Here is a 14,177-nt window from a genome sequence, read left to right as displayed (position 1 = left end):
CGCGCAGGAACTCCTTCGAAACGGACGCTTGTAGCCTGGGATCCCTCGGCAGCAAGGAGTCTCAGTGGCGCGCACCATCCGTCTCGCGGTCATCGGCGGCGACGGGATCGGTCCGGAGGTCATCGGGGAGGCGCTGCAGGTGCTCGACGCGGCCGTCGGCGACGAGGCCGTGATCGAGACGACCGCGTTCTCGCTCGGCGCTGACCGGTACCTCGCGACCGGGGACGTGCTGCCGGACGACGAGCTCGCCGCGATCGCGGCGCACGACGCGATCCTGCTCGGCGCCGTCGGCGGCGTGCCGGGGGACCCGCGGCTGAAGGACGCGAACATCGAGCGCGGCCTGCTGCTGAAGCTCCGCTTCGCGCTCGACCACTACGTCAACCTCCGGCCGACCGTGCTCTGGCCCGGCGTCGAGAGCCCGCTGAAGGACCCGGGCGCCGTCGACTTCGTCGTCGTGCGCGAGGGGACCGAGGGGCCGTACGTCGGCAACGGTGGCGCGATCCGCGTCGGCACGCCGGCGGAGGTCGCGAACGAGGTGAGCGTCAACACCGCCTACGGCGTGGAGCGCGTGGTCCGCTACGCGTTCGAGAAGGCCGCGGGCCGGCGCTCGAAGCTGACGCTCGTGCACAAGACGAACGTGCTGACGTTCGCCGGCTCGCTCTGGAAGCGGACCGTCGATGCGGTCGCGACCGAGTTCCCGGGCGTCGCGGTCGACTACCTCCACGTCGACGCGGCGACGATCTTCCTCGTGACCGACCCTGCTAGGTTCGACGTCGTCGTCACGGACAACCTCTTCGGCGACATCCTCACCGATCTGGCCGGCGCGATCAGCGGCGGCATCGGTCTCGCGGCATCGGGGAACATCAACCCGAGCGGCGCCTTCCCCTCGATGTTCGAGCCGGTCCACGGCTCGGCGCCGGACATCGCCGGCACCGGGAAGGCCGACCCCACAGCCGCCATCCTCTCCACCGCGCTGCTGCTCGACCACCTCGGCCTCGGCGCCGCGGCGGACCGGATCACCGCGGCCGTCACCGCGGACCTCGCCGCCCGCGGCGGAGCGGCCCGGACGACGACCGAGATCGGCAGCGCGGTGCGCGCCGCCCTCCCCTCCCTGGAGCACCGATGACCGACACGACCACCGCCTTCTCCCTCCCGTTCGACACGACGCCGTCGCCCGCGAAGCGCGCCGAGGCGGAGCGGGAGGCGATCCTCGCCGACCCCGGGTTCGGCAAGCACTTCACCGACCACATGGTCTCGATCGCCTGGTCGGAGGCCGAGGGCTGGCACGACGCCGTCGTGAAGCCGTACGGCCCGCTCGTCCTCGACCCCGCCGCCGCGGTGCTGCACTACGCGCAGGAGATCTTCGAGGGCCTCAAGGCGTACCGGTGGGCCGACGGCTCCGTCTGGACGTTCCGGCCCGAGGCGAACGCCGAGCGGCTGCAGCGCTCCGCCCGCCGCCTCGCCCTGCCCGAGCTGCCGGAGGCCGCGTTCGTCGCCGCGATCGAGCACCTCGTGCGGATCGACAAGGAGTGGGTGCCCGGCGCGCTCGAGACGAGCCTCTACCTGCGCCCGTTCATGATCGCGTCGGAGGCGTTCCTCGGGGTGCGGCCCGCGCACGGCGTCGACTTCCACGTCATCGCGTCGCCCGCCGGCGCCTACTTCTCGGGCGGCATCGCGCCCGTCTCGATCTGGCTGTCGGAGGACTGGTCGCGAGCGGGGCGCGGCGGGATGGGCGCGGCGAAGACCGGTGGCAACTACGCCGCCAGCCTGCTGCCGCAGGCGGAGGCGTACGAGCAGGGCTGCCAGCAGGTCCTGTTCCTCGACGCGGAGGAGCGCACGTACGTCGAGGAGCTCGGCGGCATGAACGTCTTCTTCGTGTACCGCGACGGCCGTGTCGTCACCCCGGAGCTCGGGACGATCCTCGAGGGCATCACGCGCTCCTCCGTGATCCGCCTGCTCGAGGAGCGCGGCCACGTCGTGGAGGAGCGCCGCTTCGCGATCGACGAGTGGCGCAGCGGCGTGGAGTCCGGCGAGATCGTCGAGGCGTTCGCGTGCGGCACGGCCGCGGTGATCACGCCGATCGGTCGGCTGAAGGCCCGCGACTTCGAGATCGGCGCCCCCGACGCGGAGCCCGGCGCGCTGACGATGAGCATCCGCGAGGAGCTGACGGACATCCAGTACGGCCGCCGCCCCGACCACCACGGCTGGATGCACCGCCTCGCCTGAGAGCTCCGCTCACGCTTCTGGACGCCGAAGCGCCGCGCGCGCGTCCAGAAGCGTGAGCGATGTGCTCCTGCCCTGCCCGGCTCAACCACCGGAGCGGGCGGCCGACTCGTCCAGCGGGGCGAGCCGGCGCGATCAGAGCGTGATGCCGAGGCGGCTCAGGGCGCGGTCGGCGAGCGGCTTGCCGCCGGTCTGGCAGGTCGGGCAGTACTGCAGGCTGTTGTCGGCGAAGCGCACCTGCCGGATCGTGTCACCGCAGACGGGACAGGCCTCGCCGGTGCGGCCGTGCACCCGCATGCCCGCCTTCTTCTCGCCCTTCAGGTCCGCCATGTGGAGGCCCTGCGAGCGACGGATCGCATCGGCGAGCGTCGTGCGCATCGCGTCGTAGAGGCGCTCGACGTCCTCCGGCGGCATCGCGGCGGGCTTGAACGGCGACATCTTCGCGGCGTGCAGGATCTCGTCCGAGTAGGCGTTGCCGATTCCGGCGATGCGCGCCTGGTCGCGGAGCACGCCCTTGATCTGCGCCTTCCCGGCCGCCGCGAGCACCTCCGCGAAGCGCTCCACGGTGAACGCGTCGTCGAGCGGGTCCGGGCCGAGCGTGGCCACGCGCTCCACGTCGAGCGGGTTCCGCACGACCGAGATCGACAGCGACTTCTTCGTCCCGGCCTCCGTCAGCTGGACCCCGGATCCGTCGTCGAGCCCGATGCGAGCCGCGATCACGCGGTTCCGTGCGGTCGGCAGGACGTCGTACCAGCGCATCCACCCCGCCTTCGCGAGGTGGACCACGACGTGCAGGTCGCCGAGGTCGACGTCGAGGAACTTCCCGAAGTGCGTCACGTCCCGCACCTCGAGCCCGATCACCGCGGTGGCCGGCGGGTCGAACGTCTTCAGCGCGGAGAACGTCAGCACGTCGAAGCGGGCGATCGCGTGCCCGACCATCCGCTCGGCGAGGTCGTCGGCGAGGGCGTGCACCTCCGGCATCTCGGGCATGCGTCGATTCTCCTCCGATCAGGCCGTTCGTGCGCTGGATCCGGAGTGTTCACCCGGGTTCCCTCCCCGCATCCGGGGAACCGGGCGCTGCGGCGCCGGTTCCCCGGATGTGGGGAGAGAACGGGCTGAGTAGGGTTCCGGGGTGAAGATCGCGCGGTTCACGTCCGGGGGCAGCGACCCGCAGTTCGGCATCGTCGACGACGAGGACCTCGTCGTCCTGGCCGGCGACCCGATGTTCCAGGGCTTCGAGACGACGGGGGAGCGGATCCCGCTCGCCGAGGCGCGCCTGCTCGCGCCCGTCATCCCGCGGTCGAAGGTCGTCGGCATCGGCCTCAACTACCCGGGCGTGGAGGCGCTGCTGCCCGCCGGGTCGAAGACCGACCCGGTGATCTTCCTCAAGCCGAACACCTCGGTCGTCGGCCCCGGCGACGCGATCCAGCTGCCGCCCGTGCCCGGGCGCGTCATCCACGAGGGCGAGCTCGCCATCGTCATCGGCGCCGTCGCCAAGCGGGTGCCGGAGGAGGACGCCGACGAGGTGATCTTCGGGTACACGATCGCCGACGACGTGACCGCGATCGACCAGATGCTCGACGACGGGCAGTGGGCCCGTGCGAAGGGCTACGACACGTTCTGCCCGATCGGCCCCTTCATCGAGACGGACCTCGACCCGCGCGGGGTGCCCATCCGCACCGTCGTCGACGGCGAGGAGCGCTCGACCGGGCACACGCGGGACCTCGTGCTGTCGATCCCGGAGATCGTCGCGCGCGTCTCCGACGTCTGGACCCTGCTCCCCGGCGACCTGATCCTGACCGGCAGCCCCCTCGGCCGCCTCGAGATCGAGCCCGGGCAGCGCGTGGAGATCGAGATCGGCACCATCGGCCGGCTCGTGAACCCGACGCGGGCCCGGGGCTGACGCCGGCGTCTCGGTAGACTCGGCGATCGCCATGTCGACCGCCCATCCGTTCACGAACGCCACGGGCTCCGACGTCCGCGTGCGCTTCTGCCCCTCGCCCACCGGTCTGCCCCACGTCGGGCTGGTCCGCACCGCCCTGTTCAACTGGGCGCAGGCGCGCCACACCGGCGGCACCTTCGTCTTCCGCATCGAGGACACGGACGCCGCCCGCGACAGCGAGCAGTCGTTCGAGCAGATCATCGACGGGCTGGGCTGGCTCGGCCTCGACTGGGACGAGGGCGTGCTGAAGGGCGGTCCGGACGGGCCGTACCGCCAGTCGCAGCGCGGCGAGATCTACCGCGACGTGATCGAGCGCCTCACCGCCTCCGGTCACCTGTACGAGTCGTACATGACCGGCGAGGAGATCGAGGCGCGGAACCGCGCCGAGGGCCGGCCGGTGCAGCAGGGCTACGGCAACTGGGAGCGGGACCCGGAGGAGCGCGCGCAGCACGCCCTCGAGGGCCGGCAGCCCGCGCTGCGCCTCCGCGTGCCCGACGAGGACCTGTCGTTCGACGACCTGATCCGCGGCCCGATCACCTTCGCCGCCGGGTCCTTCCCCGACTTCGTCGTCGTCCGCCCGGGCGGCCACCCGCTCTACACGCTGGTCAACCCCGTCGACGACGCGCTCATGCGCATCACCGACGTGCTCCGCGGCGAGGACCTGCTGCCCTCGACGCCCCGCCAGATCGCGCTGTACCACGCGCTCATCGACATCGGCGTCGCGCAGTGGGTGCCGCGCTTCGGCCACATGCCGCTGGTGCTCGGCGACGGCACGAAGAAGCTGTCGAAGCGCGACCCCGAGTCGAACCTCTTCCTCCACCGGGAGCGGGGCTTCATCCCGGAGGGCCTGCTCAACTACCTGGCGCTGCTCGGCTGGTCGATCGGGCCGGACCGCGACGTGTTCTCGCAGGCGGAGCTCGCCGAGGCGTTCGACATCCGGAACGTGAACCCGAACCCCGCCCGCTTCGACCTGAAGAAGGCGGAGTCGATCAACGGCGACCACATCCGCCGCCTCGAGCCCGGCGACCTCGCGAGCCGGATGGTGCCCTACCTCCAGGTCCACGACGTGCTGCCGGCGGAGCCGACCGCGGAGCAGCTCGCGCTGCTGCGGGAGCTGACGCCGCTCGTGCAGGAGCGCATGCAGCTGCTCGGGCAGGCGCCCGAGCTGCTCGCCTCCTTCTTCACGACCGCCGACCGGCTCGACTTCGACGAGGCCGCGGTGGCAGCGCTGCCGAAGAACGCGGAGGAGGTGCTCGCGGCCGCGGAGGTCTCGCTCGCCGCCGCGGGGGAGTGGAGCGTCGAGTCGGTGCGCGCCGCGCTCGAGGGCGCGCTGATCGAGGAGCTGGGCCTCAAGCCGCGCGTCGCGTTCGGCCCCGTCCGCGTCGCGACGAGCGGGCGGCGGATCTCGCCGCCGCTGTTCGAGTCCCTCGCGATCCTCGGCCGCGACGAGACGCTCGCGCGCGTCCGGAAGCTGCGCACGGCGCTCGCCGCGTGAGCACCGGCGCCCCTCCCGCTGAACGGACGCGGCGCCGCCTGCCCTGGCTCGTCGCGGGCGCGGTGGTCCTCGCCGTCCTCGTCGTGATCGCGGCACGGCTGCTCCGCTTCTCGCCCGCGGGGGAGGCGTTCGTGGGCGCCTTCCCGGGCGCGGCCCCGCGGCTCGACGGCACCCCGGAGGGCTTCCCCGCCTGGGCGGCGTGGCAGCACGGGCTGAACGCCGTCTTCCTCCTCTTCACCGTCCGGTCCGGGTGGCGGATCCATCGCGGCGGCCGGCCGACCACGTTCTGGACGCGGCGCAACGACGGCCGCATCCGTACGGCGAACCCGCCGATCCGGATCGCGATCGACCTGTGGTCGCACTACGTCGCGGACACGCTGTGGGTGCTGAACGGCGTGCTGTTCGTGGTCCTCGCCGCCGCGTCGGGGCACTGGGCGCGGATCGTGCCGACGGACTGGTCCGTCGTGCCGCAGGCGGTGTCCGCGGGGCTGCAGTACGCGTCCCTCGCCTGGCCGACCGAGAACGGCTGGGTGAACTACAACGCGCTGCAGCAGCTGAGCTACTTCGCCGTCGTCTACGTGGCGGGGCCGATCGCCGTGCTGACGGGCCTGCGCGCGGCGCCGGGCTTCGCGGCGCGGCTGCGGTTCCTCGACGCCCGCTTCCCGCTGCGCACCGCGAAGACGATCCACTGGTGGACGATGTGGTTCCTCGTCGCCTTCACCGCCGTGCACGTCTTCCTCGTGCTCGCGACGGGCGCGGTCCGGAACCTGAACCACATCTACGCGGTCCGGGACGACGAGAGCTGGGTCGGCGTCGTCGTCTTCGTCGTCTCGCTGCTGCTCACCGGCGGGCTGGTCGCCGCCCTCCGTCCGCCGGTCGTGCGCCGCGTCGCCGGGCTCACCGGCACTGTGCTCCACCGGCCGCCGAAGGCGCCGCGTCCGCGCGGCTAGCGCGTGGCGGAGCGAGCGGCCCTCCGCGTCCGGTAGACTCTTCGACCGGCCCCGGCACCAGGGTCCACCCGCAACCGGATGGTTGCAATGGGGTATGGTGTAATTGGCAACACGGCTGATTCTGGTTCAGTTGTTCTTGGTTCGAGTCCAGGTACCCCAGCACGTCGAACAGGCCCGCCGCTCCTGATGGAGCAGCGGGCCTGACGTGTTCCCGGGACGATCCGGACGATCAGCGGACGGCCGCCCGGCGGAGCAGCAGGTACGTGCCCGCGGTCGACGCCGCGATGACGACCGCCGCCGCGACGGCGAGCCACCACGGCTCGAACGCCTCGCCCACGGCGCCGAAGGCCGGCGCGAGCGCGAGCAGCGCGATCACGGCGCCCGCGGCGATCGCGAGCCCCAGCACCATCGGACCGCGGGCGCCGAACCGGACCCACGCGGCGCCGAAGGCCGCTCCGGCGAGGATCGCGGACAGCGAGGCGAGGAACATGACCGCCACGAGGGCCCGCGCGTCCCCGCCGCCGAGCGTCGCGTCGCCGAGCACCCGGGCGCCGACGAACCATCCGCCCGTCAGCGCCTCCAGCCCGAGCAGGACGAGCGCCGACCCGGTGAGCAGGGCCGACTCGAGCACGGCAGTCAGCAGGACGCCCGCGGTGAAGGCCCGCCGGGTGGTGCCGAGGGCCAGGGCGAGCGGGAAGGTCACGGCGACCGCCTGGACGCCGATCGCGACGATGAAGCCGACGAGGCTCCAGATGATCGCCCCGTTCGACTGGAGCTCGCCGTCGGCGCCCGACCGCGCCAGGACGACCACGATGCCGGTCGTCACCACGACGACGGCGCCGAGGATCATCAGCGGAATCGAGACCATGCGGCTCGGGTTGGCGTACTGGAGGGCGAGGACGGCGACGGGGGACGCCGGCCGGGCGACGGTGGTGGACATGGGGACTCCGGACGGGGATCAGCGGACGCTGGCGCGCCGCAGGAACAGGTACTCGCCGACCGTGGCGAGGCCGATGAGGGCGGCGATGCCGACGGCGATCCACCACGGGCGGAAGGCGGCGGCGAGGCCCACGATTTGCGGGAGCAGCAGCAGGACGACCACGACGGCGGCCCCGAGGGAGAGCACGAGCGGACCGCGAGCGCCGAAGCGGATCCAGCAGGCGCCGAAGACGCCGCCGACGCTCAGCGCGCCGAGCATCGTCGCGAACACGACGCCGCCGAGCACGAGCGGGTCCCCGTCGCCGAGCAGGACGGAGCCGAAGGCCGAGGCGCCGATGAACCAGCCCCGCGTCGCGACCTCGACGCCGAGCAGCGCGACCGAGAGCACGGCGACGAGCAGGGACTGCGCGAGCGCGGTCACCAGGTTCCCGAGCACGAACGTGCGGCGGGTCGACCCGAGCGCCAGGGCGAAGGGGAAGCTCGACGAGACGTTCTGCACCCCGATCGCGACCGTGTAGCCGAGCACGCTGTACAGCACGCTCGCGTTGAAGTCCGCCCTCCCGAGGTCGCCTCCGGCGCGGAGCACGATCACCGAGATCGCCACCGTCAGCGCGACGACCGCGCCGAGGATGATGAGCGGTACGCCGAGCATCCGGTAGGCGTTGCCGTACTGGAGCGCCACGACGTCGCCGGGCGACGCCGGCCGCGCGGGCGCGGACATCGCGGCGCTCATGCCGCCGCTCCCTCGCGCTCGGCCCGGACCTCGGCCCCGTCGCCCGCGCCGAACGCCGCGACCAGCTCCTGCAGCCCGACCGGCGCGACCTGCACGCCGGCCGCGGCCGCCTCCTCGGCGAGCCCCGCGGGCGCCTCGCCGGCGAACACGAGCGACAGCAGCCCGCCGACGCGGTGGCTGCTGAGCGGCGTGCGCCCCGCGGCGACCCGCTCGACCGCCGCCGCCGCGCCGCTCAGCGAGTGGGCGCCCGCGGTCACCTCCTCCGTCGTGCCCGTGCGGACCAGCCGGCCGCCGTCGAGCACGACCACGTGGTCGAGCAGCTGCTCCATCTCGTCGATCAGGTGCGTCGACAGCACGATCGTGCGCGCCGCCGCATCGTCGAGCCGCGCCGCGAGCAGGCGGTCCGCGAAGACGCGGCGCGCGGTCGCGTCGAGCCCGAGGTAGGGCTCGTCGAAGACGGTGAGCGGCGCCCGGGAGGCGAGCCCGATCACGATGCCGAGGCCCGACTGCTGGCCGCGCGACATCTTCTTCACGGTCGTGCGGGAGGGCAGGCGGAAGGCGTCGATCAGCTCGGCGGCGAGCTCCGCGTCCCACCGCTCGTGGAAGCGGGGCACGACGCGGAGGACGTGCTTCAGCTTGAAGTCCTCCGGGTAGCGCTGGTTGTCGCGGATGAGGCTGATCGAGCCCATCACGTCGGCGTGCTCGAACGGGTCGCTGCCGAGCACCTCGACGGTGCCGGCCGACGGGCGGTCGTGCCCGGCGAGGATCGACATGAGCGTGGTCTTGCCGGCGCCGTTGCGGCCGAGCAGGCCGCAGACGACGCCCGCGGGCACCTCCGCCGTCACGTCGTCGAGGGCGGTCGTCCTGCCGAACCGCCGGCTCACGCCGGTCAGCCGGATCGCGGATGCGGTCATTGCTCCACTTCCTGGTCGATGATGCGGTGCACCTCGGCGACCGGCAGGCCGAGCGAGCCGGCCTCCGCGAGCAGGGGTGCGACGAAGTCGCGGGCGAACGCCGCCCGCCGATCGGCGAGGAGGCGCTCGCGCGCGCCCTCCGTGACGTACATCCCGAGACCGCGGCGCTTCTCGAGCACGCCGGCGTCGACGAGGACGTTGACGCCCTTGCCGACGGTCGCGGGATTGATGCGGTGGAACGCGGCGAGCTCGTTGGTCGACGGCACCGCCGCACCGGGCGGGTACGTGCCGGCGAGGATGCCGTCGGCCAGCTGATCCGCGATCTGCTGGAAGATCGGACGATCGTCCGTGAGCACCGCGCCTCCCTGGTTCATTACTTGACCAATGAACCTAGGAACCTCGCGTCGTGCTGTCAAGGCCCTGCTCGGCGATCCGCAGTCGGCTCCGATGCGAGCGCCCTACCGTGCGGGCCGTGGAGACGCTGATCGCCGAGGACCTGCTGCTGCTCCTGCTCGACGACGAGAAGGGCACGACGCCCGCCATGTGGGTGGACGTCCGCGTGCCGCTCGGCGCGGCCGTGCTCGCCGAGCTCGCGCTGCGCGGAGCGGTCGTTGTCGAACCCGCGACGAGTCGCTGGCGCACGCCGAAGGTCGCGGTCACCGAGGTGCCCGTCGACGACGACGTGCTCGCGACGGCCCGCGCCCTGATCGCCGAGAAGCCGCGGACGGCGGCCGATCTCGCCGGACGGGTCGGCGACGGCCTCGAGGACCGCCTCGCCGAGCGCCTCGCCGGCCGCGGGCTGCTCGAGCGCCACGACGACCGGGTCCTGGGGCTCTTCCCGCGGACCCGCTGGCCCGCGACCGCGTCGACGCACGAGGCGGCGGTGCGCGACCGGCTGGCCGCCGTCGTGGTCGCCGGCGCGGCGCCGGACGAGCGCTCTGTCGCGCTCGCCGGCATCCTCGGGGCCCTGGACCGGCTCGCGCCCGTGCTCGACCTGCGCGGCGCGGGCGCCCGCGACGCGAAGCGCCGCGTCGCCGCGCTCGCGGAGAGCGACTGGGCGGCGGCCGCCGTGCGCGAGGCCGTTCAGGCGGCCGTGACCGCCGTCACCACGACCGCGGTGATCGCCACGACCACGGTCGCGACGACGAGCTGAGGCTCACGCCGCGCGGTGCAGCGTGACGACCTCCTCCGCGCCGCTCTCGTCGGAGGCGGGGTGCTCCACCATCGCCACGACGCGCTGCGCCATGAACCGCGCCGTCCGCACGGGCGTGCCGCCGCGCGTCACCTCGACGACCTCGACCAGGCCCCGCCCGGTCCGCACGTCGACCCGCCGGCCGGCCCGCGTCGCCTCGACCTCGTACGTCCTCGTGCCGTCGCCCATGTCGACGACGACCTCGACTCGATCACCGTTCATCGGGTCCTCCTTCTGCTCCAAGGAGTACAACGCTCCTGGTCAGCCGCATGTTCCGCCTGCGCTCGACGATCGGCGGCGCTCGCGGTGCGGGGACGGAGGAGGGTCAGCGGAGCCGGGCGACGGCGCCCGCGACGGCCGTCGCGTGGGCACGGATCTCGGGGATCGCGGTGGACTCCCACTGCGACCCGCGGCGAGCGGGACCTACGACCAGCAGCCGGTCGTCCACCGCGCCGGACGCCGTCCGCACCCGTCCCTCGGCGTCGACTTCGAACCCGATGCCGAGCGCGTCCGGCCGGGCCGCGCCGCGCGCGAGGAGGTCGTCCACGAGCGGGTTCCACCCGCGCGAGGCGACGGGTCGGGGACCGGTGCAGTCGACGACGGCGTCGTACGCGCCGACCGGGGCACCGAGGACCAGCCGGCCGCCGTCGAGCAGCGCCTGCAGCTCGGCCGCGACGACCGGGCTCATGCGGTGCCGGTGCACCTCCCAGTGCCGCGACACATGCCGCACGAAGCGCACCCGGTCGGCGCTCGGGAGCGCCGCCCACAGCCGGTTGACCTGCGGGCGGACGCCGTCGACCTCGGCCTGCCAGGCGGTCCCGGCCGTCTCCGCGGCGCGGAGGCGGTCGCGGAACCCGTGGATCACGTCCGCGAGCCGCCGCGGCTCTCCTGCGATGCCGGGGCCCGCGGGCTGCGGCTCGTCCAGGTGCACCCGGGGGAGCAGGAGGTGCCGGCTCGTCGCGGTCAGTCGCACCGCCGGGTCGGCCCGGGCCAGCGAGGTCGCGACGTCGACCGTCGTCAGGCCCGTGCCGATCAGCAGCACGTCGCGGCCCAGCCCGTCCAGCGCGCCCGGCGCCCACGGATCGCGCACGACGCGGGTCCCGGCGGCGGCGAGGTCCGCGGCGCGCCCCGACGGCGGCGGGTTGCCGAGGGCGAGCACGACCGCGTCGGCGCGCAGCGCGTCCCCGTCCGCCAGGCGCACCCGGGTGTCGGCGCGGTCGACGCCGCGCTCGAGGCCGACGGCCTCCCCGCGGACCACCCGGACCCGCGGCAGCGCCCGCAGCACCGCCTCGAGGTAGTCCCCGTAGAACCGCCTCGGCGAGAAGTCCGCGGCGCCCTGCGGCTCCGTCGTCCCGGCCGACCAGGCGAGGAAGTGCGCCGGGTCGTCCTCCCACGCGCTCATCCGGCCCGCTGGGGAGTTGAGGCGGTGGTGCGGCGCGGCCGCGCCGTAGGCGAGCCCCGGGCCCGGCCGCGGGGACCGCTCGACGAGGACGACCTCCTCGACGCCCTCGTGCCGCGTCGCCGCCGCCGCGGTCAGCACCGCGCTCGCGCCGCCGCCGACGACCACCATCCGCGTCATGCCGCCTCCTCCGCGTCGGCTCCGGCCTATCACGCCGCGCCCGAGCGGCCGAATCGACGGATCGCTGCGCCCGCACCGCGCGCTCCGGATGCGCGGTGCAGGCGGCTCCGGCCGCCCTCCGCGTAGATTCGGCCGTGGGCGCCGTCGACGCTGCCCGGAAGGACGCCGCACCCGTGACCGACACCACGACCTCCGCGCTGGACAACCTCGCCTCCGAGGACCGCACGTTCCCGCCCAGCCCCGAGTTCGCCGCGCAGGCGAACGTCGACGCCTCGATCTACGCGGAGGCGGACGCCGACCGAGTCGCGTTCTGGGGCGAGCGGGCGAAGCGCCTGACCTGGGCAGAGCCGTTCGAGCAGGTGCTCGACTGGTCCGACGCCCCGTTCGCGAAGTGGTTCGTCGGCGGGAAGCTCAACGTCGCGGTGAACTGCCTCGACCGGCACGTGGAGGCCGGGCTCGGCGACCGGGTCGCCTACCACTTCGAGGGCGAGCCGGACGGGGACCGGTCCTCCGTCACCTACCGCGAGCTGACCGAGCGGGTCTGCCAGGCCGCGAACGTGCTCGAGGGGCTCGGCGTGCAGGCCGGCGACCGGGTCGCGATCTACATGCCGATGATCCTCGAGACGGTCGTCGCGATGCTGGCGTGCGCGCGCATCGGCGCCCCGCACACCGTCGTGTTCGGCGGCTTCTCCGCGGACGCGCTCGCCACGCGCATCCTCGACTGCGACGCTCGGGTCGTGCTGACCGCGGACGGCGGCTGGCGCAAGGGCGCCGAGGTGCCGCTGAAGCCGGTCGTCGACGAGGCGCTCGAGCGCTGCCCGGACGTGCGGACCACGGTGGTCGTCAAGCGGACCGGGTCCGACGTCGCGATGGTCGACGGCCGCGACCTCTGGTGGCACGACACGGTCGACGTCGCCGAGCGGACCCACGAGGCGCAGGCGTTCGACGCCGAACACCCCCTCTACGTCATGTACACGTCCGGCACGACCGGGAAGCCGAAGGGGATCCTGCACACCTCCGCGGGCTACCTGCTCGGCACCTCCTGGACGCAGTGGGAGGTCTTCGACCTGAAGCCCGAGACCGACGTCTACTGGACCGCGGCCGACATCGGCTGGGTCACCGGGCACTCCTACGTCGTCTACGGACCGCTCGCGAACGCCACGACCTCCGTCATCTACGAGGGCGCGCCGGACGCGCCGCACAAGGGTCGCTGGTGGGAGATCGTCGAGCGCTACGGCGTCTCGATCCTCTACTGCGCGCCCACGGCGATCCGCACCTTCATGAAGTGGGGCGCGGACATCCCGGCGAAGTACGACCTGTCGTCGCTGCGCATCATCGGCAGCGTGGGGGAGCCGATCAACCCGGAGGCGTACGTCTGGTACCGCGAGCACATCGGGAGCGGCCGCACGCCCGTGGTCGACACCTGGTGGCAGACCGAGACCGGCTCCCTGATGATCAGCCCGCTGCCGGGCGTCACGGCCGGCAAGCCGGGCGCCGCGATGAAGGCGCTGCCGGGCATCGGGGCGGACGTCGTGGACGACGCCGGGAACAGCGTGCCGGACGGGTCGGGCGGGTACCTCGTGCTCACCGAGCCGTGGCCCTCCATGCTCCGCACGATCTGGGGCGACCCCGAGCGGTACCGGGAGACGTACTGGTCCCGGTTCCCGGGCAAGTACTTCGCCGGCGACGGCGCGAAGAAGGACGCCGACGGCGACCTGTGGCTGCTCGGCCGCGTCGACGACGTGATGAACGTCGCGGGGCACCGGCTCTCCACCACCGAGATCGAGTCGGCGCTCGTCGCGAACCCGAAGGTCGCGGAGGCCGCGGTCGTCGGCGCCTCCGACGAGACGACCGGGCAGGCCGTCGTCGCGTTCGTGATCCTGCGCGGGGAGGCCGGCGACGGCGGTCCCGAGGTCGCGACGGAGCTGCGCGAGTGGGTCGCGAAGCAGATCGGCAAGATCGCGCGGCCGCGGCAGATCCTGGTCGTCGCCGAGCTGCCGAAGACCCGCTCCGGCAAGATCATGCGCCGCCTGCTGCGCGACGTCGCCGAGAACCGGCCGGTCGGCGACGTGACGACCCTCGCCGACACGACCGTCATGGACACGATCCGCGGCGGGATGGCGACGGCCGCCCCCGAGGACTGACCCCATCCGTTTTGAAGGAGTTCCTGCGCGATCCGCGCAGGAACTCCTTCAAAACGGAATCGGCCG

14 protein-coding genes and 1 tRNA gene are annotated in these 14,177 nt (G+C 73.5%); 8 read left to right on the top strand and 7 right to left on the bottom strand.

Annotation, left to right across the window (positions count from 1 at the left end):
• The first annotated feature begins 64 nt into the window (after positions 1-64).
• Both D1781_RS14960 and D1781_RS14955 read left to right on the top strand, forming a co-directional pair.
• The gene (locus D1781_RS14960; RefSeq protein WP_119483004.1) at positions 65-1,126 is read left to right on the top strand and encodes a 3-isopropylmalate dehydrogenase; all 1,062 of its coding nucleotides are present in this window, start codon (positions 65-67) and stop codon (positions 1,124-1,126) included.
• Positions 1,123-2,226, top strand: coding sequence for a branched-chain amino acid aminotransferase (locus D1781_RS14955; RefSeq protein ID WP_119483003.1), 1,104 nt, complete (start codon positions 1,123-1,125; stop codon positions 2,224-2,226). The genes D1781_RS14960 and D1781_RS14955 overlap by 4 nt, the downstream gene beginning before the upstream one ends.
• A 132-nt stretch (positions 2,227-2,358) precedes the next feature.
• Here D1781_RS14955 and D1781_RS14950 read toward each other — a convergent pair whose 3' ends face one another.
• A complete protein-coding gene (locus D1781_RS14950; RefSeq protein ID WP_119483002.1) occupies positions 2,359-3,213 on the bottom strand; it encodes an Fpg/Nei family DNA glycosylase in 855 nt (284 codons plus the stop codon).
• Positions 3,214-3,355: 142 nt separating this feature from the next.
• Here D1781_RS14950 and D1781_RS14945 point away from each other — a divergent pair, with 142 nt between their 5' ends.
• From D1781_RS14945 to D1781_RS14930, 4 genes are all read left to right on the top strand, one after another.
• Positions 3,356-4,126, top strand: a complete 771-nt coding sequence (locus tag D1781_RS14945; protein ID WP_119483001.1) for a fumarylacetoacetate hydrolase family protein — start codon at positions 3,356-3,358, stop codon at positions 4,124-4,126.
• Between the two features lie 31 nt (positions 4,127-4,157).
• Entirely contained in the window at positions 4,158-5,660 is a 1,503-nt protein-coding gene (gltX, locus tag D1781_RS14940; RefSeq protein WP_119483000.1) for a glutamate--tRNA ligase, read from the top strand.
• Positions 5,657-6,610, top strand: coding sequence for a cytochrome b/b6 domain-containing protein (locus D1781_RS14935; RefSeq protein WP_119482999.1), 954 nt, complete (start codon positions 5,657-5,659; stop codon positions 6,608-6,610). The genes gltX and D1781_RS14935 overlap by 4 nt, the downstream gene beginning before the upstream one ends.
• A gap of 88 nt (positions 6,611-6,698) precedes the next feature.
• Positions 6,699-6,770: transfer RNA gene (locus D1781_RS14930), tRNA-Gln, on the top strand.
• Positions 6,771-6,839: 69 nt separating this feature from the next.
• Here the strand turns inward: D1781_RS14930 and D1781_RS14925 are convergent.
• The 4 genes from D1781_RS14925 to D1781_RS14910 are packed head-to-tail and all read right to left on the bottom strand — an operon-like array spanning position 6,840 to position 9,552.
• A complete protein-coding gene (locus D1781_RS14925; protein ID WP_119482998.1) occupies positions 6,840-7,550 on the bottom strand; it encodes a hypothetical protein in 711 nt (236 codons plus the stop codon).
• 18 nt (positions 7,551-7,568) lie between these two features.
• Positions 7,569-8,282 (bottom strand): hypothetical protein, encoded by a 714-nt coding sequence (locus D1781_RS14920; RefSeq protein WP_119482997.1) that lies wholly within the window; start codon positions 8,280-8,282, stop codon positions 7,569-7,571.
• Positions 8,279-9,196, bottom strand: a complete 918-nt coding sequence (locus tag D1781_RS14915) for an ABC transporter ATP-binding protein (RefSeq protein WP_119482996.1) — start codon at positions 9,194-9,196, stop codon at positions 8,279-8,281. Before D1781_RS14915 ends, D1781_RS14920 begins: the two co-directional genes overlap by 4 nt.
• Complete coding sequence (locus D1781_RS14910) at positions 9,193-9,552, bottom strand: GntR family transcriptional regulator (protein ID WP_199706631.1); 360 nt, start codon at positions 9,550-9,552, stop codon at positions 9,193-9,195. The genes D1781_RS14915 and D1781_RS14910 overlap by 4 nt, the downstream gene beginning before the upstream one ends.
• 116 nt (positions 9,553-9,668) lie before the next feature.
• On the opposite strand from D1781_RS14910, the gene D1781_RS14905 reads away from it, so the two are divergent.
• Positions 9,669-10,349, top strand: a complete 681-nt coding sequence (locus D1781_RS14905) for a GOLPH3/VPS74 family protein (protein ID WP_119482994.1) — start codon at positions 9,669-9,671, stop codon at positions 10,347-10,349.
• A 3-nt stretch (positions 10,350-10,352) separates the two neighbouring features.
• Here the strand turns inward: D1781_RS14905 and D1781_RS14900 are convergent, their stop codons facing one another.
• Together D1781_RS14900 and D1781_RS14895 are read right to left on the bottom strand one after the other, a co-directional pair.
• Positions 10,353-10,610, bottom strand: a complete 258-nt coding sequence (locus tag D1781_RS14900; RefSeq protein ID WP_119483395.1) for a hypothetical protein — start codon at positions 10,608-10,610, stop codon at positions 10,353-10,355.
• 103 nt (positions 10,611-10,713) lie between these two features.
• Positions 10,714-11,967 (bottom strand): FAD/NAD(P)-binding protein, encoded by a 1,254-nt coding sequence (locus D1781_RS14895; protein WP_119482993.1) that lies wholly within the window; start codon positions 11,965-11,967, stop codon positions 10,714-10,716.
• Positions 11,968-12,140: 173 nt separating this feature from the next.
• Between D1781_RS14895 and acs the strand changes: the two genes are divergently transcribed.
• On the top strand, positions 12,141-14,111 hold the full coding sequence (acs, locus tag D1781_RS14890; RefSeq protein ID WP_119483394.1) for an acetate--CoA ligase: 1,971 nt from the start codon (positions 12,141-12,143) through the stop codon (positions 14,109-14,111).
• Positions 14,112-14,177 lie beyond the last annotated feature (66 nt).

This window comes from Amnibacterium setariae (assembly GCF_003581425.1).
GTDB lineage: Bacteria > Actinomycetota > Actinomycetes > Actinomycetales > Microbacteriaceae > Amnibacterium > Amnibacterium setariae.
The sequence above is the reverse complement of the archived record's forward strand: the minus strand, read 5'-3'. Positions and strand labels throughout refer to the sequence as shown.

Excerpts from the sequence above, each read along its gene's own strand:
- gltX (WP_119483000.1), top strand. The coding sequence starts at position 4,158 with ATGTCGACCGCCCATCCGTTCACGAACGCCACGGGCTCCGACGTCCGC.
- D1781_RS14895 (WP_119482993.1), bottom strand. The coding sequence starts at position 11,967 with ATGACGCGGATGGTGGTCGTCGGCGGCGGCGCGAGCGCGGTGCTGACC.
- D1781_RS14925 (WP_119482998.1), bottom strand. The coding sequence starts at position 7,550 with ATGTCCACCACCGTCGCCCGGCCGGCGTCCCCCGTCGCCGTCCTCGCC.
- D1781_RS14955 (WP_119483003.1), top strand. The coding sequence starts at position 1,123 with ATGACCGACACGACCACCGCCTTCTCCCTCCCGTTCGACACGACGCCG.
- D1781_RS14920 (WP_119482997.1), bottom strand. The coding sequence starts at position 8,282 with ATGAGCGCCGCGATGTCCGCGCCCGCGCGGCCGGCGTCGCCCGGCGAC.
- D1781_RS14950 (WP_119483002.1), bottom strand. The coding sequence starts at position 3,213 with ATGCCCGAGATGCCGGAGGTGCACGCCCTCGCCGACGACCTCGCCGAG.
- D1781_RS14915 (WP_119482996.1), bottom strand. The coding sequence starts at position 9,196 with ATGACCGCATCCGCGATCCGGCTGACCGGCGTGAGCCGGCGGTTCGGC.
- D1781_RS14900 (WP_119483395.1), bottom strand. The coding sequence starts at position 10,610 with ATGAACGGTGATCGAGTCGAGGTCGTCGTCGACATGGGCGACGGCACG.